11 protein-coding genes and 2 tRNA genes are annotated in these 20,341 nt (G+C 65.1%); 4 read left to right on the top strand and 9 right to left on the bottom strand.

The window, feature by feature from the left end; translation table 11 throughout:
* Nucleotides 1-77: 77 nt before the first annotated feature.
* Nucleotides 78-1,895, bottom strand: a complete 1,818-nt coding sequence (locus ASF77_RS15515) for a S8 family serine peptidase (protein WP_082493804.1) — start codon at nucleotides 1,893-1,895, stop codon at nucleotides 78-80.
* A gap of 384 nt (nucleotides 1,896-2,279) precedes the next feature.
* On the bottom strand, nucleotides 2,280-3,578 hold the full coding sequence (locus ASF77_RS15510; protein ID WP_056341092.1) for a glycerate kinase: 1,299 nt from the start codon (nucleotides 3,576-3,578) through the stop codon (nucleotides 2,280-2,282).
* Between the two features lie 186 nt (nucleotides 3,579-3,764).
* Here ASF77_RS15510 and ASF77_RS15505 point away from each other — a divergent pair.
* From ASF77_RS15505 to ASF77_RS15495, 3 genes are all read left to right on the top strand, one after another.
* Nucleotides 3,765-3,840 (top strand) — tRNA-Val (locus ASF77_RS15505).
* Between the two features lie 38 nt (nucleotides 3,841-3,878).
* A tRNA-Asp gene (locus tag ASF77_RS15500) sits at nucleotides 3,879-3,955 on the top strand.
* 150 nt (nucleotides 3,956-4,105) lie between these two features.
* Nucleotides 4,106-6,829 carry a PAS domain-containing protein gene (locus ASF77_RS15495; protein ID WP_082493803.1) on the top strand — a complete coding sequence of 908 codons (2,724 nt, stop codon included), beginning with the start codon at nucleotides 4,106-4,108 and terminating at the stop codon, nucleotides 6,827-6,829.
* A 5-nt stretch (nucleotides 6,830-6,834) separates the two neighbouring features.
* Here the strand turns inward: ASF77_RS15495 and ASF77_RS15490 are convergent, their stop codons facing one another.
* The 4 genes from ASF77_RS15490 to ASF77_RS15475 form a co-directional block, all read right to left on the bottom strand.
* Entirely contained in the window at nucleotides 6,835-7,989 is a 1,155-nt protein-coding gene (locus ASF77_RS15490; RefSeq protein ID WP_056341090.1) for a GGDEF domain-containing protein, read from the bottom strand.
* 359 nt (nucleotides 7,990-8,348) lie between these two features.
* Nucleotides 8,349-10,541, bottom strand: coding sequence for a YgiQ family radical SAM protein (locus ASF77_RS15485; RefSeq protein WP_056341087.1), 2,193 nt, complete (start codon nucleotides 10,539-10,541; stop codon nucleotides 8,349-8,351).
* A 162-nt stretch (nucleotides 10,542-10,703) separates the two neighbouring features.
* Complete coding sequence (locus ASF77_RS15480) at nucleotides 10,704-10,988, bottom strand: DUF4404 family protein (RefSeq protein ID WP_056341085.1); 285 nt, start codon at nucleotides 10,986-10,988, stop codon at nucleotides 10,704-10,706.
* Between the two features lie 17 nt (nucleotides 10,989-11,005).
* Nucleotides 11,006-11,218 carry a VF530 family DNA-binding protein gene (locus ASF77_RS15475; RefSeq protein ID WP_056341083.1) on the bottom strand — a complete coding sequence of 71 codons (213 nt, stop codon included), beginning with the start codon at nucleotides 11,216-11,218 and terminating at the stop codon, nucleotides 11,006-11,008.
* 219 nt (nucleotides 11,219-11,437) lie between these two features.
* On the opposite strand from ASF77_RS15475, the gene ASF77_RS15470 reads away from it, so the two are divergent.
* A complete protein-coding gene (locus ASF77_RS15470; protein ID WP_056341082.1) occupies nucleotides 11,438-13,372 on the top strand; it encodes a diguanylate cyclase in 1,935 nt (644 codons plus the stop codon).
* A 61-nt stretch (nucleotides 13,373-13,433) separates the two neighbouring features.
* Here ASF77_RS15470 and ASF77_RS15465 read toward each other — a convergent pair whose 3' ends face one another.
* From ASF77_RS15465 to ASF77_RS15455, 3 genes are all read right to left on the bottom strand, one after another.
* On the bottom strand, nucleotides 13,434-15,590 hold the full coding sequence (locus ASF77_RS15465; protein WP_056341079.1) for a M3 family metallopeptidase: 2,157 nt from the start codon (nucleotides 15,588-15,590) through the stop codon (nucleotides 13,434-13,436).
* A 169-nt stretch (nucleotides 15,591-15,759) separates the two neighbouring features.
* The gene (locus ASF77_RS15460; RefSeq protein ID WP_056341078.1) at nucleotides 15,760-17,886 is read right to left on the bottom strand and encodes a M3 family metallopeptidase; all 2,127 of its coding nucleotides are present in this window, start codon (nucleotides 17,884-17,886) and stop codon (nucleotides 15,760-15,762) included.
* Nucleotides 17,887-18,087: 201 nt separating this feature from the next.
* The gene (locus ASF77_RS15455; protein WP_229445457.1) at nucleotides 18,088-20,229 is read right to left on the bottom strand and encodes a M3 family metallopeptidase; all 2,142 of its coding nucleotides are present in this window, start codon (nucleotides 20,227-20,229) and stop codon (nucleotides 18,088-18,090) included.
* Between the last annotated feature and the right edge of the window lie 112 nt (nucleotides 20,230-20,341).

Here is a 20,341-nt window from a genome sequence, read left to right as displayed (position 1 = left end):
AGGCGGTCGGCATGCGAAAAAAAAGACGCGCGGCAAGCCGCGCGTCTTTCGACCTTGTTACTCAACCAGGAAAAAACTTACCAGTTCAGTTTCAGGGTGTATTTGCCGTTGGTCGAACCGGTGCCGCCGCTGTAGTACTTGACGCGCACATAGCGTGCGGCCGTCGCGGTGGTCGTGTTCGAGACCGAAGCGGTGTCGGTCGCGCCGGCGCCGTTTTCGCTCAGGGCCAGCTGCGTACCTGCGCTGTTGTAGATGTAGACGTCGTAGTCGGCGGTCGACAGGCCCGGGGTCATCGCTGCCTGCAGGGTCTTGCCGGCTGGCAGTTGAACCACGAAGTAGTCGCTGTCGGTCGTGCTGCCGATGACGCCGTTGACGGTGGTGCCGGTGGTGCTGATGGCGTTCGCGGTCGAGATCGTGTTGTTCGATTCCGTTTCCGAGACCGTCGGGCCGACCGGGGTGCTGGTGGTGGCCGAGGCCGTCGCCGCTGCCGCGTCGACGATACCGGTGCCGCAGCCCGAGCAGGTGCCCGGGAAGGCGCGCGCGGTGCTCTTCAGTTTCGACTCGATCTGGTCCGGGGTCAGCGCGCTGTTACGGGCCAGCATCAGTGCTGCCACGCCGGCGACGTGCGGGGTCGCCATCGAGGTGCCCTGGTAGCCGGCGTAGTTGTCGGCGCCAGGGGTGCTGGTGCCGGCATTCAGCGTCGACAGGATGTAGCCGTTGGCGTCGCCGCCAGGTGCTGCCACGTCGACCACGGTGCCGTAGTTCGAGTACGGTGCGCGGGCGCCGTTGCGGTTGGTCGCCGCGACGGTCACGACGCCGGCGCAGTTAGCCGGGTTCGAGTTGCTGGCGTTCATGTTCTCGTTACCGGCCGCGACGATAACGACGGTGCCGCGCGAACGGGCGCTGTTGATGGCGTTCTGGGTGGTGGTGCCGCAAGCACCGCCGCCGCCGAGCGACATGTTGATGACCTTGGCCGGGTTGGCGTTGGTCGGCACGCCCGAGACGGTGCCGCCCGACGACCAGATGATGGCGTCGGCGATGTCCGAGGTGTAGCCGCCGCACTTGCCGAGCACGCGCACCGGCACGATGCGGGCATTGTAGGCCACGCCGGCGACGCCCAGGCTGTTGTTGGTCTTGGCGGCGATGGTGCCGGCCACGTGGGTACCGTGCCAGCTCGAGCCCGATGCCGGTTCGCCGGCGGCGCACTCGTTGGCGGCGGTCCAGTCGCCCGGATCGGAAGCGTCGCTGTCGCGGCCGTTGCCGTCGTTGCCGATGGTGGCGTCGGAAATGAAGTCATAGCCGCCGACATACTGGCCCGAGAGGTCGGCGTGCGGACGGATACCGGTGTCGATCACGGCCACTTTCACGCCGGTACCGGTCGACAGATCCCAGGCTGCCGGCAGGCGCAGGCCGCCGGTGGCTTCGGTGTAGTGCCACTGCTGGGTGTACATCGGGTCGTTCGCGGTGGCCATCTTGCGCATGATGCGGTCGGGCTCGGCGTATTCGATCGAGGAATCGCGTGCCATCATTTCCTGGGCCAGCGCATCGGCATCCTTCAGCGAGACCTTGCGGTCGATCTTCATCACGTGGGCGCCGTTGGCGGTCGTGCGCAGCGCCTGCAGGCGCAGGCCGAGCTGCTGGCCGGCGCGGTCGGCGATGGCCTGGCGGCCGGCCGTCATCGCGGTGGCGACGCGTGCCTGGGCGCCACCGACGTTGGCGTCCTTGTACTTGACGATGATGCGGTCGGTATTAAGGATGTATTGCGGGGCGCCGGCTGCCTGTGCTTCGGTAGCGTTGCCGGCAACTGCGGAGCCGAAGCTCAGCGAACCTGCGGCAAAGGAAACTGCAACTGCGATTTTCAACAATTTCGGGTGAATCGAATGCGTCGACTTCATGTTAAGCCCTTTGTTGTGTAGTTTTCCGTCAAGGCAAAATGCCCTGTTTTATGGTCTCCGAATTTCGGAAGTGCCCTCGAACTGGCGGCTGAGAAAATGTACTGCGGAGTAAAAATGTGTGTCGGGAATTTCGAATCGAGTGACGTAATTTAGCAACGGTTTCTACCGTTCATTTAACAAAAACATCGTTTATTTGCATGAACAGTATTTACGCCAAATATCCTATGGTATGTTTTCCTTATCATCGTCACAACAACCATTACTTTGCAAGTAATGCAAGTATTTAGAATATGAACAAGGCATAAAAAAGGCCGCGTCGACGCGGCCATTCTATTTCCAGCGAAATTTTTTACAAATGATTTGTGTTTTGTCAGCGTGCTGTAATTAATGGTTACCACTAATTTCCGCTTTCGATCCCGCATGGATCAACAGCGCGCGGAAATCGTTGACGTTGGTGCGGGTCGGCCCGGTGACGACCAGGTCGCCCAGCGCCGCGAACAAGCTGTAGCCGTCGTTGTCGGCGAGCATGGCGCGCGCCGCCAATCCGGCCTGTGCTGCCCGCGCCAGCGTAGCGGGGTCGAGCAGCGCGCCGGCGTTGTCCTCGGTGCCGTCGATGCCGTCGGTGTCGCAGGCCAGCGCATGCACGCCGGCGCGTCCGTCCAGTGCGATCGCCAGCGCCAGCAGGAACTCGGCGTTGCGCCCGCCGCGCCCGTGTCCGCGCACCGTCACCGTGGTTTCGCCGCCGGACAGGATCACGCACGGAGCCGCGCAGGGCTGGCCGTGCGCGAGTACCTGGCGCGCGATCGCCGCATGCACCCCGGCCACCTCACGCGCCTCTCCCTCGATGCTGTTCGACAGCACCAGCGGTGTGACGCCGGCCGCGCGCGCTGCATCGGCCGCCGCATCGAGCGCGGCCTGGGCGGTGGCGATGACGACCGTCTCGTTGCGTGCCAGGCGCGGATCGCCGGGCTGGGGCGCGGCGCGGGCCGGATCAGTCAGCACCCCGCGCACGGCATCCGAACAGGGAATCGCATAGCGTTCGAGGATCTCCAATGCCTCGCGCGCCGTGCTGCCGTCCGGTACCGTCGGCCCGGAAGCGACCACGCTCGGATCGTCGCCCGGCACGTCCGACACCACCAGGGTCACCACCCGCGCCGGGTAGCATGCCAGCGCCAGGCGCCCGCCCTTGATGCGCGACAGGTGGCGCCGCACCCGGTTCATCTCTCCGATCGGCGCGCCGCTGCGCAGCAGGGCGCGGTTGATCTCGCGTTTTTCCTCGAGCGAGATACCGGGCGCCGGCAGCGACAATAAAGCCGAGCCGCCGCCCGACATCAGGCATAGCACGAGATCGTCTTCGGTGAGACCTCCCACCAGCGCCAGCATGCGTTCGGCCGCTTCTGCGCCGGCCGCGTCCGGCACCGGATGACCGGCCTCGACAACCTCGATGTGTTGCGTCGGCGCGCCGTGCGCGTAGCGCGTGACGACCAGTCCGGACAAGGCTCCCTGCCAGTGACGTTCGACCGCTTCGGCCATGCGCGCTGCCGCCTTGCCCGCCCCGATCACGACCGTGCGCCCGCGCGGCGGTGGCGGCAAGTGCCGGGCGAGCAGCGCACCGGGGTCGACCGCGGCGAGCGCGGTGTCGAACAGGTGCAGCAGGAACTGGCGTGGGTCGGCGACGGTCATCAGGACTCCTTCGTGGTGGCGTACCGGAGATAGTGGCATAAAACCATGCGCGCGGCCGGGCTGCCTCCTAAAACCCGTTTTGCATCTTTTTCAGAAAAACTCTTGCACATTCGCGAAGCCATACGCTATGATTCGGGCCTCTTCAGACGCGATGACAAACGTCGGATGAACTGAATACGGTAAGCGGGGCGCTTAGCTCAGTTGGTAGAGCGGATCCCTTACAAGGATTAGGTCGGGAGTTCGAGCCTCTCAGCGCCCACCAGGATTCAGTTGATAAACGAAGAACCGATCAGTAAAAACGGAGCGGTAGTTCAGTTGGTTAGAATACCGGCCTGTCACGCCGGGGGTCGCGGGTTCGAGCCCCGTCCGCTCCGCCAGCATCAAAGAAAAAGGATTCGATTCGTCGAATCCTTTTTTTTCGTCCCTACTTTCTCTCGCCTGTCGCCGGACGTTACCGAACGAACAGTCAACAGTTCCCACCGGTGATATAGATAAGCTTTCGCCGCTCCACCGCGCCCTGGACTCTCATGCAACACACGCCCGCTCCCGCCATCGACACCAACGCCCTCGGCCTGCAACTGTTCGAAAGCAGCCCCAATTGCGTGAAACTGCTCAGCACTGACGGCAGGGTGATGGCGATGAACCGGAACGGGATGTGTGCCATGGAAATCGACGATTTCAGCCCGTTCGCCGGCGCCGTCTGGCGCACCTTCTGGCCGCAGGAAAGCCAGGATGCGATCGACCGGGCGATCGCGATTGCACGGGCCGGGGGCACCGGGCAGATCAAGGCCTATTGCCCGACAGCCAAGGGATCGCCGCGCTGGTGGGAAGTCGTGGTCAGCGCCGTGCATGGAAATGACGGCAGTTTGCAGAATCTGCTGGCCGTCTCGCGCGACGTGACCGCCGCGCACGAAGCCGAACTCGAGCGCGACCGCCTGCTCAAGGAACTACAGGCGGCGCACGCGCGCATGGCCGACATCTTTCACCAGGCGCCGGCCTTCATGTGCGTGCTGAACGGGCCGGAGCACCGCTTCGAACTGGTCAACGAGCGCTACCTGCAGCTGGTCGGCAACCGCGACCTGGTCGGCCAGCCGGTACGCCAGGCGCTGCCGGAAATCGAAGGCCAGGGCTTCTTCGAGCTGCTCGACGGCGTCTACCGCAGCGGCGAGCCCTATTTTGGCAGCGACATGCCGGTCATGCTGCAGCGCCATCCGGGTGCACCGCTGGAGCAGCGTTTCGTCGACCTGGTCTACATGCCGCTGCGCGACGCCGACGGCCGGATCACGGGCTTGCTGGCCCACGGCGTCGACCAGACCGAGCGCAAGCTGAACGAGCAGCGTCTGTTCGAAAGCCGCGAGCACTTCGCCAAGCTCGTCGGCCAGGCAGCCACCGGCGTGGTCGAGACGGATGCCCAGGGCCGCTTCACGCTCGTGAACCGCAAGTATTGCGACATGCTGGGTTATACCGAACAGGAACTGATCGGGATGTCCGTCATGGAGGTAACGGCGCCGGCCGCGCGCGCAGCGAGCGCCGCCGCGGTGGAAGGCCTGGCGGCCCGCGGACGCGGCTTTGTCATCGACAAGCATTACCTGCACAAGGACGGCTCGCTCGTCCCCGCCACCAGCAGTGTCAATGCGCTGCACGGCCCCGCCGGCGACTACCAGGGCATGGTGGCGATCGTGCTCGACACCAGGGAACGCCAGCGCACCGCGCAAGCCTTGCGCGCCAGCGAGGAACGCTACCGCACCTTGTTCGAATCGATGGATCAGGGCTTCGCCGTCATCGAGCTGCTCTTCGATGCGCAGGACGTGCCGGTCGACTACCGCTTCCTGGAGATGAACGCGATGTTCGCGCGTCACACCGGTCTCACCGGCGCCACCGGCAAGACCGTGCGCGAACTGGTGCCCGAGCTCGACCGCTTCTGGTTCGACACCTATGGCAAGGTGGCGCTGACGGGCGAAGCGGTGCGCTTCGAGAACGAGGCGGCGGCGATGGGGCGCTGGTTCGATGTCTACGCCACCCGCATCGGCGGTGCCGACAGCCGCAAGGTCGCCCTGCTGTTCACCGACATCACGGCGCGCAAGCGCAACGAGGAGCAGCTGCGCCGGCTGGCCGCGGATCTGTCCGACGCCGACCGCCGCAAGACCGAATTCCTGGCCACCCTGGCCCATGAGCTGCGCAACCCGCTGGCGCCGATTCGCAGCGGCCTGGGCGTCATCCGCCTGTCCGGCGACAACGCGACGGCCGTGCGCAAGGTGCGCGAGATGATGGAGCGCCAAGTCGGCCACATGGTGCACCTGATCGACGACCTGCTCGATGTCGCCCGCATCAGCGGCGGCAAGCTCGAACTCAAGCGCGAGCGCGCCGATTTGAAGCGCGTGCTGGCCAGCGCCGTCGAAACCAGCGCGCCCCTGATCGAGGCCGCGCGCCACCGGTTGCGGGTGGCGCTGCCCGAGACCGACCTGACGGTGGACGCCGACGTCACCCGTATCGCGCAAGTGGTCGCCAACCTGCTCAACAACGCTGCGAAATATACTCCGGCGGGCGGGCGCATCGAGCTGGCCGCGTGCGCGCAAGACGGCATGGCCGTCATCACGGTCACCGACAACGGCGTCGGCATTCCCGCCGATTCCCTGACCACCGTGTTCGACATGTTCAGGCAGGTCGACCGCCACATGGAGCGCGCCCAGGGCGGCCTGGGCATCGGGCTGTCGCTGGTGCGGCGCCTGGTCGAGATGCACGGCGGGACGGTGCGCGCACAGAGCGCCGGCGCGGGCCAGGGCAGCCGCTTCGAGGTGCGCCTGCCGTTGGCCGGCGACGCGGCCGCATCCGGTTCGTACGGGATGGAAAAACAGGATACGGCGTCGCGCCGGCCGCGCGGCCTGCGCATCCTGGTGGTCGACGACAACGTCGATGCGGCGCTGACGCTGTCGATGATCCTGGAAGCCGACGGCCATCGCACGCGCGTGGTACACGACGGCATCGCCGCCCTGGAAGCGGCGCGCGCCTTCCTGCCGCAGGTCGCGTTCCTCGACATCGGCATGCCGGGCCTGAACGGCTACGAAACGGCGCGTGCCATGCGCAGCACGCCGGGCCTGGAAACGGCGACCCTGGTCGCCCTCACCGGCTGGGGCGCGGAAAGCGACCGGCTGCGCTCGAGCGACGCGGGGTTCGACCACCATCTCACCAAGCCGGCGCAACTGAGCGCCGTGCAGGATCTGCTGGCGGGCGTGGCGCCCGCGGAGACCTGAGATCGTCAGGCCTGGCGCCGCTCGGCGGCACCCGTTTCGATGCGGTTGCGGCCGTTGCGTTTGGCCTCGTACAAGGCATGATCGGCACGCGCCAGCGCGGCCGGCAGATCCTCGTTCGGATCGATCACGACCAGGCCGATACTGACCGTCATCGTGTAGTGGTTGCCGCAGGTGAGCAGGCGGGTATCGGCCACGCCCTGGCGCAGGCGCTCGGCGGCGTGCAGGGCGCCGGGCAGATCGGTGCCGGGCAGCGCCAGCGCGAACTCCTCTCCGCCCAGGCGGCCGAGGATGTCGTGCTCGCGCAGGGCCTCGGCGCAGGTCGCCGCGAATTTCACCAGCGCCTCGTCGCCGGTGGCATGGCCGAAGCGGTCGTTGAGCTGTTTGAAGTGGTCGATGTCGAGCATCAGCAGCGCGATCGGCTGGCGCTGGCGCAGCGACAGCAGACGCGCCGCATCGGCACGCGCGAAGAACGCACGCCGGTTCAGCAGGCCGGTCAGGTCGTCGGTGGTGGCCAGGCGCTCCATGCGCGCATCGTCGCGCTGCTTGCTCATCAAGATAAAGCCGAAGCCGTTCACGATCAGGAGCAGGTAGCCGGCCACATAGGCCATGGTCTCGCCATAACCCGGCACCGCACGGCCTGTGACGGCGATCAGCGCCCAGATGGCCAGCACGGCGCCGCACCCCATGTCGGTCGCGCCGATCAGGCGCTGCAATGCGGTAGCGCCGGCCAGGCGTGGATGCATCAGGATCGCGCCGGTGGTGAAGGAGCCAAACCCCATCGTCAGCGATACGTACACGACCAGCTCGCGGTGCGGCAAGCCGTGCAGCGAAGCCGCGCAAGCCAGCAGCAGGCCGAGCGCGGCCACCGGCACCAGGTAGCGCCGCAATTGCGGATAGCCGAAGAACAGCGCATACGCCGCTGCCTCGAGCGTCAGGCCGGCGATCCAGCCCGCCGATTCGACGATGGCCAGCAAGGGCAACCCGGTTGCCGGGCGCACCCAGGCCAGCAGCTGGGTAGCGCCGAAAACCATGCGCGCCCACATCCATACCCGCAAGCCGGGCGTGGCGCTGGTGGCGCGCAGGTAGGCGACCATCAGCACGGCGAACGCAAGGTTGCCGAGGCCGACGGCCAGCATGTACATTTGATGAAGTTCGATCACTGCGTGTCCTTGAGGCGCTGCCGCCGATATCGGCGCTTCTTTCCCCTATCGCTGGCGGAAATATTATCTTGCAGCTAACAGTTGTTTCCCAAAGGAATTATTCTACATCGTTTCGTCAAATAGGTTCACACACCTTGATGAGTTAGTGTGGATACTCGACAATCGACGCGATACGACGGTGCAAGGGAGACAATGTTACGTCGTCAATGTACAACAGGCATCATGAACAATAAAAAAACCGGCCCGCGCAATACTGCAGGGGCCGGTTTTTTGCCGAACTTGATGATGGCTTGGAGCATCTGACAACACTGTCAGGGCAAGGCGCTGCAACGCAGCCATGACGGTGTTGGCAGGTGCGCTTACTTGCGGATCGTCTTCGGCTTCGTTTTGATGGTAGCCAGGATCGACGGCCGCGCACGCTCTGGCGCGGCGGCGACCGGAGCAGCGCGTCCGCCCGGCGCCGGACGCGCTTCCGGCTTGCGTTGCTTGACCGTTGCGATCTGGTGCGGCTGCGGCATGCCGCCCTGGCGCTTGCGGTCGCCCGCTTGCGCCGTGCCGTTTTCTTCGGACGGATGCCAGGCCGGCACCAGGTGACGCTCGCCATTGCCGATCAGGTCGCCCCGGCCCATTTTCACTAAGGTCTCGCGCAGGATCGGCCAGTTCTCCGGATGGTGATAGCGCAGGAAGGCTTTATGGGCCTTCCGCATCTTGCCGCTGCGCGCCGTCTCCACCACTTCCGAATCCTCCGTCACTTTCTTCAGCGGATTCTTACGGGTGTGGTACATGGTCGTCGCCATCGCCATCGGCGTCGGCGTGAAGGTCTGCACCTGATCCAACTTAAAATTGTTCTTCTTCAGCCAAAGCGCCAGGTTCAGCATGTCCTCGTCGGTGCTGCCCGGGTGGGCGGCGATGAAGTACGGGATCAGGTACTGCTTCTTGCCGGCCTCGATCGAATATTTCTCGAACATGCGCTTGAACTCGTCGTACGCACCGATGCCCGGTTTCATCATTTTCGAGAGCGTGCCCTGCTCCGTGTGTTCCGGCGCGATTTTCAGCAGGCCGCCCACGTGGTGCGTGACCAATTCCTTCACATACTCGGGCGAGCGCACGGCGAGGTCGTAGCGCAGGCCGGAACCGATCAGGATCTTTTTCACGCCGGGGATCGCGCGCGCCTTGCGGTACAGCTGGATCAGCTTGCTGTGGTCGGTGCCGAGGTTGCTGCAGATGGTGGGATAGACGCAGGACAGCCGACGGCAGGATTCCTCGATGCTCTTTTCCTTGCAGGCGAGGCGGTACATGTTCGCCGTCGGGCCGCCCAGGTCGGTGATCGTGCCGGCGAAATTCTTCGTCGTATCGCGGATCATTTCGATCTCGCGCAGGATCGACGGTTCCGAACGGCTCTGGATGATGCGGCCTTCGTGCTCGGTGATCGAGCAGAAGGTGCAGCCGCCGAAGCAGCCGCGCATGATGTTGACCGAATAGCGGATCATTTCCCAGGCCGGGATGTGCGCCTTGCCATAGCTCGGGTGCGGATTGCGCGCATACGGCAGGTCGTAGACGTTGTCCATCTCGTCCATGGCCAGCGGCAGCGGCGGCGCGTTCAGCCAGACGTCGCGGTCGCCATGCGCCTGCACCAGCGCGCGCGCATTGCCCGGGTTCGATTCGAGGTGGAACACGCGCGAGGCGTGCGCATACATCACCGGGTCTTCGCTGACGGTCTCGAACGACGGCAAACGGACGACCGTCTTCATCGCCTTTTCGCGCGCTGCGGCCTGGCGCTGTTCGCGCGTCATGATGATGACGGGTTTGACTTCCGGTTCCGGTTTCGCGTTCTCGGTGGCGCAGGCCTTGGTGTCTTCTTGCGCCATCGCGTACGGGTTCGGGTGCGTGTCGATGCGGCCTGGCACGTCCACGCGGGTGGAATTGTGCACGCTCCATTCTTCGTCCGGCAGCCAGCCCTGCGGCACCAGGAAGGCGGTGCCGCGAATATCACGGATGTTCTTGATGTTTTCGCCGGCCGCGATGCGGCGCGTGACGTCGACCAGGGCCCGTTCGGCGTTACCGAAGATCAGCAGATCCGCCTTCGATTCGAACAGCACCGAGCGGCGCACCTTGTCCGACCAATAATCGTAGTGGGCGATGCGGCGCAGCGAGGCTTCGATCGAACCGATCACCACCGGCACGCCGGGATAGGCTTCGCGCACGCGCTGGGCGTAGACGGTCACCGCGCGATCCGGGCGCTTGTTCGGCTCGGCGTTCGGGGTGTAGGCGTCGTCGGAGCGGATTTTACGGTCGGCGGTGTAGCGGTTGACCATCGAGTCCATGTTGCCGGCCGTGATGCCCCAGTACAGGTTCGGCTTACCCAGCGCGCGGAAGGGCTCGGCGGACTGCCAGTCCGGCTGGCTGATGATGCCGACCCGGTAGCCCTGCGCCTCCAGCAAACGGCCGACCAGCGCCATGCCGAAGCTCGGATGGTCGATGTAGGCGTCGCCGGTGACGAGAATGACGTCGCACGAATCCCAGCCCAGCGCTTCCATTTCGGCGCGGGTCATCGGGAGGAAGGGCGCGGCAGGTGCGCGGCTGGAGCGCTTGGGAACGCTCGCGAAGAGATTGGTTGGGGTCATTGGCCGATATTTTACCGGAAAACCGATATGCCGGCTGCTGCCCCTTCCAGAAATTGCTTAGATTTCAATGACTTGTGGTTGAGCACCCACTTAAATTCCCATACTTGAGAGCATATTCCCAAGTTCGCGCAGGGCTGAGGCCACGTTCGGGTGGCGCGCCGTGAAACGGGCGCTCAGTTCCTGGGTGCGCGAGCCGAGGCCATAGGTATTGGCATCGAGATCCTGGTCGGCGCGCCGATCGAGCACGTGCTTGATGTCGCCGTCGAGCTGGCGCAGCAGCATCTGCAGCTCTTCATCGACCTCGTCCGTTTCAGCCAGGCTGCGGTGCAGCGTTTTCAGGTGCGCTTTCAGGTTCGAATCGTTCTCGTTCAGCATGGCGGTTCTCTCTGTCGCTAGTTGGTGAAGCGGGTCTCGAGGTACAGCTTCTCGACTTCTTCGCGCGCCCACGGCGTGCGGCGCAAAAACTTCAGGCTCGACTTGATGCTCGGATCTTTCTGGAAGCAATTGATGTCGATCCGGCGGCCAAGTCCCTCCCAGCCATAGTGTTCGACCAGGCGGGTTAACAGGAATTCTAAGGTAATACCGTGCAGGGCTTGAACACTCATCGCTGGGGTGCTTTTTGAAATGGAATCAGGTGCAGTTTATACACCGGATCGGACGATGGCGGCATGGACACACATGGGTGCCATGGGGCCGCCGAAAAATATTGCGCAGTAGCAACGATACAACCAGCTGGCGCCATCGAACTGCTATTCTTCCCCACCATGGCTGACCCTTCCACTTCCTCCACTGCCGCCCTGCCGAGGCGCCACCGACGGCCGACCGTGCGCACACTGGCCGCGGCACTGCTCCTGTGCGCGAGCGGCCTGGCCGCGGCTGCGGAAACCCTGGCGCTGGCGCTCGACGATCTCGACCGGCATGGCTACGCATCGCCACGCCTGGCGATCGAGCGCCTGCAGGCGGTGACCGATCGCCCCGATGTCAATGCGCCCGTCGAACAGCAACTGCGCTACCACGCCACGCTGGCGCAGCTGGCCGTCCATGGCCGCCACAAGGCGCAGCTCGATACCGCGCTGGCGGCCTTGCAGCGCCTGGCGGACGGCGGCCGCTGCGCGCCCTGCGGCCCGCGTCTGCTGGCTGTGCGCATCGCGCATGCCGACATGCATGACCAGGACGAGCTCGTCAAAGGCCTGATGGATCAGCTTGCCGCGTTGCCGCCCTCCTCCGACCTGCGTTTCGAAGCCGAGCGCCTGGACATGCTGTCGGGCGCCCGCGTGCGGCACGAGCAGTACGACGCTGCGCTGAGCCTGGGCTTGCGCGCGGTCGAGACGGCGGAGCGGGCCGGCCTGCCGGCGCTCGAGGCGCGCATGCTGCATGCGCTGGTGCGCGTGCATTTGCCGCGCGGGGATCTGGCCAGCGCACTGCGGGTGGCCGACGAATGCTATGCCCTTGCCGAGCGCATCGGCTTCCGGTATGCGATGGCGCAGGCCCGCATCAACCAGAATTATCTGTACGGTACGCTGGAGCAGGAGAAGAAGTCGCACGAGGCCCTGCTCGATGTGCTGCGCATCACGCAGGGCGTCCCCGGCACCGAGGATCTGCAACAGCTCGCCCAGGGCAACCTCTCGGCCTACCACATCCACCGGGGCGAATATCCGCAGGCGATCGCGGCGACCCAGGCGGCGGAACAGCTGGCGCGCCAGACCGGCGATGAACTCGGCCTGGCATTTGCGATCAGTAACCGCGGCAGCGCCCTGGCACGCAGCGGCCGCGTCGACGAGGGCATGGCGCTGATGCGCAGCGCCATGACGAAAGCCGAACAGGTGGGCGGGCGCCGCGAAGTGCTGGATCTGCTGGCGGAACAGGTGAACGTGCTCGAACACGCCGGCCGCGACCGCGAAGCGCTCGCCGTGTTGCGGCGCGTGGTCAAGCTCTCGGGCGACATCACCTCCGCCGAGCGCGAAAAGGCCGTGCTGGCGCTCCAGGAACAATTCTCGACCGAGCGCAAGACCCGCGAAATCGAACGCCTGTCGCTCGCGCATGCCCGCGCCGAGGCCGAGCAGCGCCAGTGGATCGCCGTCGCGGTGGCCCTGCTGCTGTCGACGGCGCTGCTGGTGCAATGGCTGCGCATGACGCGCCGGCGCAACCAGGCGCTCGTGGTCGACAATGCCGCGCTGACCTCGCAGTCGATCCACGATCCGCTGACCGGCGCCTTCAATCGCCGCCACTTCGAACAGTTCATGAAGCGGCAGGATGCGGGCATCGGCCTGGTACTGCTCGACATCGACCACTTCAAGCAGATCAACGACACCCATGGGCACCTGGCCGGCGACGAGGTGCTCAAGGCCGTCGCCGAGCGCCTGCGCGGCGTCGTGCGCGAGCAGGATGCGGTCGTGCGCTGGGGCGGCGAGGAATTCGTGCTGGCCTTGCCGGGCACCTCGGCCGAGGGCCTGGCGGTCGTCGCCGCCAAGGCGTTATCGGAACTGGGCCACGCGCCGGTGGTGTGCAATGGCGTGGCCATTCCCGTGCGTGCTTCCGCCGGCGCCATCGCATGGCCGGCCTGGCCGGCGCAGGACTGGGCCGAGGCCCTGCGCGTGGCCGATGCCTTGCTGTACATGTCGAAAACGGGAGGACGCAACCGCGCCACCTGCTGCATGGGCGTGCGCCCAGGCGCCGACGTCGGCCGCGTGAACGGCGACCCCGCCAGCGCGGCGGCGGCGGGCGATATCGAGCTGCGGGTCGTCTCCGGCCCGGCCTGAGGCTGCGCCGTGAGAGTGTCGTGTAAAACAGCGGCCGGCGGGGCGCCGGCCGCTACAGGGCTTACTGCCCCGTCAAGCCGCGGCGTTCCAGCAGCGGCTGCACCTGCGCATCGCGTCCGCTGAAGTTGCGGTACATCTGCATCGCATCGAGCGTACCGCCGCGCGAGAGCAGGGTCTTGCGGAAGTGGTCGCCGTTCTTGCGCGTCAGGCCGCCGTTCTCCTTGAACCAGTTCACCGTGTCGGCGTCCAGCTTCTCGGCCCACAGGTAGCCGTAGTAGCCGGCCGAATAGCCGCCCGAGAAGGTATGCGAGAAGTAGGTGGTGCGGTAGCGCGGCGGTACCAGCGCCATGTCCACGCCGGCCTTCTTCAATGCCTCGGCCTCGAAGGCCAGCACGTCGGTCGGGATCTGGCTTGGCGACAGCTGGTGCCAGGCCTGGTCGAGCAGCGAGGCCGCCAGGTACTCGGTGGTGCGGAAGCCTTCGTTGAACTGCTGCGAGGCCTGCACTTTATCCAGCAGCGCCGATGGCATCGGCGCGCCGGTCTGGTAGTGCTTGGCGTAGTTGGCCAGCACTTCGGGATACGCCATCCACATCTCGTTCACCTGCGACGGGAACTCGACGTAGTCGCGCGGCACGCGCGCCAGGCGCGGGTATTTCACTTCCGAGAACATGCTGTGCAGCGCGTGACCGAACTCGTGGAAGGTGGTGCGCACCTCGTCGTAGGTCAGCAGGGTCGGCTCGCCGGCGGCCGGCTTGGCGATGTTCAGGTTGTTGGCGATGACGGGCTTGGTACCCAGCAGCTTGCTCTGCGCCACCCAGGCATTGGCCCAGGCGCCGCCGCGCTTGTTCGAACGCGCGTACGGGTCGAAGGTGAAGATCGCCAGCTGAGAACCGTCGGCATCGAACACGTCGAACACGCGCACGTCCTCGACATAGGTCGGCAGATCCTTGCGCTCCTTGAAGGTGAGGCCGAATTCCTTGTTGGCGGCGAAGAAGACGCCGTCGACCAGCACGCGGTTCAGTTCGAAGTACGGGCGCAGCTGCGACGCGTCGAAGGCATAGCGCTGGGCGCGCACCTTGTCGCTGTAGAAGGCCCAGTCGTGGGCGGCGGCCTGGAAGCCCCCTTTCTCGGCATCGATCGCCTTCTGGATCTCGGCCGCTTCCTTCTTGGCGTTGTTCACGGCCGGCTTGGCGAATTCGGCCAGCAGGCTGTTGACCGCCTTCGTGTTCTTCGCGGTTTGCTCTTCCAGGTTGTAGGCGGCGTAGTTCGGATAGCCCAGCAGGACGGCGCGCTCGGCGCGCAGCTTGGCGATCTGCAGCACTTCGTCGCGGTTGTCGAACTCTCCACCGCGCGAGCCGCGCGCCAGCGAGGCCGCCAGCAGCTTTTCGCGGGTGGCGCGGTTGGTCAGCACCGACAGGCCGGCCTGCTGGCTCGTGTTCACGACCGGGACGACGAACTTGCCGTCCAGGCCGCGCTTTTTCGCCTCGACGGCGGCGGCGTCGATCTGCTTGTCGGTCATGCCGGCCAGTTCGGCGCGGGTGTCGACGACCAGGGCCGAGGCGTTCGATTCCTTCAGCACGTTCTGGGCGAACTGGGTCTGCAGGGCGGCCAGCTGGCCGTTATACGCCTTCAGCTTCTGCTTGTCGGCCTCGGACAGCTTGGCGCCGGCGCGCACGAAATCGGTGTGGTAGCGCTCGAGCAGGTAGTTCGATTCGGCGTCGAGTTTCAGCTTGCTGCGCTTGTCGTACAGCGCCTTGATGCGCGCGTACAGCTTCGGGTTCAGGCGGATCGCATCGCTGTGGGCGGCCAGCTGCGGCGACAGTTCCTTCTGCAGCGCCTGAATGCTGTCGTTGGTGTAGGAACCGGCCAGGGTGCCGAACGCGGCCTGTACGCGGTCGAGCAGCCTGCCCGACCGCTCCATGGCGACGATGGTGTTCTCGAAAGTCGGCGCCGCCTTGTTATTGGCGATCGCTTCCATTTCGGCCGCTTCCTGGCGCATGCCTTCCTTGAAGGCCGGCGCGAAGTGCTCGTTGCGGATCTTGTCCCAGGCTGGATAGTTGAATGCCAGGGTGCTCGGCTGGGCGAACGGGTTCGACACGTCGAACGGGGCGGCGGCCGCGCTGGTCTGGGCGGCCGGGGCCGGGGTGGTGGTCTGGGCGTGCGCCATGCTGGCGACGGCGAGGCTGACGGCGGCCAGCAGGATGTGGGAGCGGTTCATGGGGTCTCGTTGTGATGTTGGAAGTGTGCAGGGAAGTAGAGGCTGGGGATGTGCGGCGTTTACGCGTGGGCCCGGGGCGCCCACCCTACTGTGCGCAACCGTCCATGGAACTTGCAGCAGACGGGGGTGCACCGTAGGGTGGGCTCTCCGAGCCCACGCGCGACGTTGATTAATTCGCAGTCAAACCACGGCGTTCGAGCAGCGGCTCGATCACCGGATCGCGGCCGCGGAAGGCGCGGTACATCTCGGTCGCGTCCATGGTGCCGCCCTTCGACAGCACCATCTTGCGGAAGCGTTCGCCGTTCTTGCGCTGCAGGCCGCCGTTTTCCTTGAACCACTCGCCGGCGTCGGCATCGAGGCGCTCGGCCCACAGGTAGCTGTAGTAGCCGGCCGAGTAGCCGCCCGAGAAGGCGTGCGAGAAGTAGGTCGAGCTATAGCGCGGCGGCACCGGGCCGACGTCCAGGCCCGCTTCCTTCAGCGCCTGCGCTTCGAAGCTCTTCACGTCGCTCGGAATCGCCTTCGAGCCGATCTGGTGCCATTTCTGGTCGAGCACCGCGGCGGCCAGGTATTCGGTCGTGCGGTAGCCTTCATTGAAACGCTGCGAGGCGCGCAGCTTGTCCAGCAGTTCCTTCGGCATCGGCGCGCCGGTCTGGTAGTGCTTGGCATAGTTGGCCAGTACTTCCGGCCAGGCCATCCACATCTCGTAGACCTGCGACGGCAGTTCGACGTAATCGCGCGGCACGCTGGTGCCCGAGAAGCGCGGGTACTTCACGTTCGAGAACCAGCCGTGGGTGCCGTGGCCGAATTCGTGGAAGGTGGTGCGCACTTCGTCCCAGCTCAGGAGGGTCGGCTCGCCTGAGGCCGGCTTGGCCAGGTTCAGGTTGTTGGTGATGACCGGCTTGTGGCCGAGCAGCGTGCTCTGGGTGACCAGGGCGCTCATCCAGGCGCCGCCGCGCTTGTTGGCGCGGGCATACGGATCCATCACGAAGATGGCGAGGTGCTTGCCGTCTTCCTCGAACACGTCGTAGACGCGCACGTCCGGATCGTAGACCGGCAGATCCTTGCGCTCCTTGAAGGTGATGCCCCACAGCTGGTTCGCCGCGAAGAAGGCGCCGTTCAGGACGTTGTTGAATTCAAAATAGGGTTTCAGCTGGTTGGCGTCGAAGGAGTACTTGGCGGCGCGAACCTTGTCGCTGTAATAGTTCCAGTCGTAGGCCGCAACCTGGAAGCCACCCTTTTCGGCATCGATCACGCCCTGGATCTCGGCCGCTTCCTTCTTGACGTTGCGTACCGCCGGCACCGTCAGGTCGGACAGCAGCTTGTTGACGGAAGCCGTGTCCTTGGCGGTCTGGTCTTCCAGCGAATAGGCCGCGTGGCTTTCGTAGCCGAGCAGTTCGGCGCGTTCGGCGCGCAGCTTGGCCAGTTGCAGGACGATGGCGCGGTTGTCGAATTCGCCGCCGCGCGAGCCGCGCACGGTCGAAATGTTCAGCAGCTTTTCGCGGGTGGCGCGATTAGTCAGCAGCGACAGCGGCGCCTGCTGGGTGGTGTTCACGACCGGGATCACGAACTTGCCGTCCAGGCCGCGCTTTTTCGCCTCGGCGGCGGCGGCGACGATCGCCTTTTCGGGCAGGCCGGCCAGTTCTTCGCGGGTATCGACCACGAAGGCCGAGGCGTTCACTTCCTTCAGCACGTTCTGGCTGAAGGCGGTCTGCAGCGCGGCCAGCTGGCCGTTGTAGGCGCGCAGCTTCTGTTTATCGGCTTCCGACAGCTGGGCGCCGGCACGCACGAAGTCCTTGTTGTAGCGCTCGACCAGGAATTTGGATTCCGCGTCCAGGTTCAGCTTGTCGCGCTTGTCGTACAGCGCCTTGATGCGCGCGTACAGCTTCGGGTTCAGGCGGATGGCGTCGCCGTGGGCGGCCAGCTTCGGCGCCAGTTCCTTGTCCAGCGCCTGCAGCGTGTCGTTGGTGTAGGAACCGATCAGGGCCGAGAAGACCGATTGCACGCGGTCGAGCAGCTGGCCCGAACGTTCCATTGCGACGATCGTGTTCTCGAAGGTCGGCGCCGCCTTGTTGTTGGCGATCGCCTCGATCTCGGCCGCCTGCTGGCGCATGCCCTCGGCAAAGGCCGGCGCGAAGTGCTCGTTCTTGATTTTGTCGAAGGCCGGGTAGCCGTATTGCAGGGTGCTCGGCTTGGCGAACGGATTCGACGCGTCGAGCAGCGAGGCCGGGGCGGCGTAGGCGAGGTTGGCGACGGCGGCGCTGGCGGCGGCGACGAGCAGGATGTGGGAACGGTTCATGAAGTCTCTATGTAATGATGTTGCGGTAAAAATGTGATGCGAACACGGTGCGTGCTTCCCCGTGGGCACGGGGCGCCCGGTGAACCCGACATGAAGGCCATTGGCCTCCATGTCCCCTACGTTACGCCTCGGCCGGTGGTGATTTCCACGGATAGTGGCGTACCGTAGGGTGGGCTCTCCGAGCCCACGCGTAAACGATGATTATGGTTGGCCGCCCACCAGGCCGCGGCGCTCGAGCAGCGGCTCGATGACCGGATCGCGCCCGCGGAAATCGCGGAACAGGTTCATCGCCTCGGTGGTGCCGCCGCGCGAGAGCAGGGTCTTGCGGAAGTGGTCGCCGTTCTTGCGCGACAGGCCGCCGTTTTCCTTGAACCATTCGACCGTGTCGGCGTCGAGCTTTTCGCTCCACAGGTAGGCGTAGTAGCCGGCCGAATAGCCGCCGTTCATCGAGTGCGAAAAATACGTCGTGCGGTAGCGCGGCGGCACCGGGGCGAAATCGACGCCGGCTTCCTTTAACGCTTGCGCCTCGAAGGCGAGCACGTCGTTCGGAATCTGGGCCGGGGTGAGCTGGTGCCAGCGCTGGTCGATCAGGGACGCGGCCAGGTATTCGCTCGTCATGAAGCCCTGGTTGAATTTTTTCGAAGCGACGACCTTGTCCAGCAATTCCTTCGGCATCGGCGCGCCGGTCTTGTGGTGCTTGGCGTAATTGGAGAGAACCTCCGGCCAGATCGCCCACATCTCGTTGACCTGGGACGGATACTCGACGAAGTCGCGCGGCACGCTGGTGCCCGAAAAGTGCGGGTACTTCACGTTCGAGAACATGCCGTGCAGCGCATGGCCGAACTCGTGGAACATGGTGCGCACTTCGTCGTAGGTGAGCAGGGTCGGCTCGCCGGCGGGCGGCTTCGGAATGTTCTGGTGGTTGCCCACGACCGGATGCTTGCCCAGCAGGTGAGACTGCGACACGTATTCGTTCATCCAGGCGCCGCCCTGCTTGTTCGAGCGCGCGTACGGATCGAACAGGAAGATCGCCAGCTGCTTGCCGTCGGCGTCGATCACGTCGAAGGTGCGCACGTCCGGGTCGTAGACCGGCAGATCCTTGCGCTCCTTGAAGGTGATGCCGAACTCCTTGGTCGCGGCGAAGAACACGCCGTTCACCAGCACGTTGTTCAGTTCGAAATACGGGCGCAGCTGGTTCTCGTCGAAGTTGTACTGGGCCGCGCGCACCTTGTCGGTGTAATAGGCCCAGTCGTGGGCGGCGATCTTGAAATTACCTTTCTCGGCGTCGACGATCTTCTGCATCTCGGCCGCTTCCTTCTTGGCGTTGCCGATTGCCGGTTTCGCCAGTTCCGCCAGCAGTTTATTCACGGCGGCCGGGTTCTTCGCCGTTTCCAGCTCCTGCGAGTAGGCGGCGTAGTTCGGATAGCCGAGCAGGGTTGCGCGTTCGGCGCGCAGTTTCACGAGTTTGAGCACCAGCTCGCGCGTGTCGAATTCGCCGCCACGCGCGCCGCGGTTCATCGAGGCCGCCTGCAGGCGTTCGCGCACCGCGCGGTTCTTCAGGCTCGCGAGCGGCGCCTGGATGGTCGTGTTGGCGATGCCGATCACGTACTTGCCATCGAGGCCGCGCTTTTTCGCTTCCGCGGCGGCGGCCGTGATCTCGGCCTCCGACATCCCATCCAGTTCGGCGCGGGTATTCACCACCAGCGCCGAGGCGTTGGCTTCCTTCAGCACGCGTTGCGAGAAGTCCGATTGCAGCGAGGCGATTTGGCCGTTGTAGCGCTTGAGCTTTTCCTTGTCGGCGGCGGAAAGTTTGGCGCCGGCGCGCACGAATTCCTTGTAATAGCGCTCGAGCAGGAACTTCGATTCGGCATCCAGCCCCAGCTGCTCGCGCTTGGCGTGCAGGGTGTCGACGCGCTTAAACAGCTTCGGGTTCAGGTAGATCGCGTCGTTGTGCGCGGCCAGCTTGGGCGACATCTCGCGGTCGACGGCGTCCAGGCGGTCGTTGGTGTTCGCGGTCTGCAGGTTCGAGAACACGGCCGCCACGCGCGACAGCATCTGGCCCGAGCGTTCCATGGCGACGATGGTGTTCTCGAAGGTCGGCGCCTTCGGATTGTTGGCGATGGTCGCCACTTCGCGCAGCTGCTCGCGCATACCGGCGGCGTAGGCTGGCAGGAAGTGCTCGTCCTTGATCTTGTCGAAGGCCGGGTAGTTGAACGGCAGCGCGCTCGGCTTGGCGAAGGGGTTCGATGCGTCGAGAACAGCGCTTGGGGCCGGCTGGGCCGCAAAGGCGGCGCCGGCAAACGCCAGGCTGGCGGCGATGATAAGCATGTGTGGGCGTTTCATGGTCTCTCTCACAGACACGAATAGGGCTGTCGCGGGATCGCCGCCGACAGGTCGCGCCAGATCATAGCAGGCTTATAGTCGTGTCGGCACGGGTGAAACAATGGCATACAAA

The sequence above is a fragment of the Massilia sp. Leaf139 genome (assembly GCF_001424165.1).
Taxonomy (GTDB): domain Bacteria; phylum Pseudomonadota; class Gammaproteobacteria; order Burkholderiales; family Burkholderiaceae_D; genus Telluria.
The sequence above is the reverse complement of the archived record's forward strand: the minus strand, read 5'-3'. Positions and strand labels throughout refer to the sequence as shown.

Coding starts and splice junctions, on each gene's coding strand:
- ASF77_RS15515 (WP_082493804.1), bottom strand. CDS start 1,895: ATGAAGTCGACGCATTCGATTCACCCGAAATTGTTGAAAATCGCAGTT.
- ASF77_RS15510 (WP_056341092.1), bottom strand. CDS start 3,578: ATGACCGTCGCCGACCCACGCCAGTTCCTGCTGCACCTGTTCGACACC.
- ASF77_RS15495 (WP_082493803.1), top strand. CDS start 4,106: ATGCAACACACGCCCGCTCCCGCCATCGACACCAACGCCCTCGGCCTG.
- ASF77_RS15485 (WP_056341087.1), bottom strand. CDS start 10,541: ATGACCCGCGCCGAAATGGAAGCGCTGGGCTGGGATTCGTGCGACGTC.
- ASF77_RS15480 (WP_056341085.1), bottom strand. CDS start 10,988: ATGCTGAACGAGAACGATTCGAACCTGAAAGCGCACCTGAAAACGCTG.
- ASF77_RS15475 (WP_056341083.1), bottom strand. CDS start 11,218: ATGAGTGTTCAAGCCCTGCACGGTATTACCTTAGAATTCCTGTTAACC.
- ASF77_RS15465 (WP_056341079.1), bottom strand. CDS start 15,590: ATGAACCGCTCCCACATCCTGCTGGCCGCCGTCAGCCTCGCCGTCGCC.
- ASF77_RS15460 (WP_056341078.1), bottom strand. CDS start 17,886: ATGAACCGTTCCCACATCCTGCTCGTCGCCGCCGCCAGCGCCGCCGTC.
- ASF77_RS15455 (WP_229445457.1), bottom strand. CDS start 20,229: ATGAAACGCCCACACATGCTTATCATCGCCGCCAGCCTGGCGTTTGCC.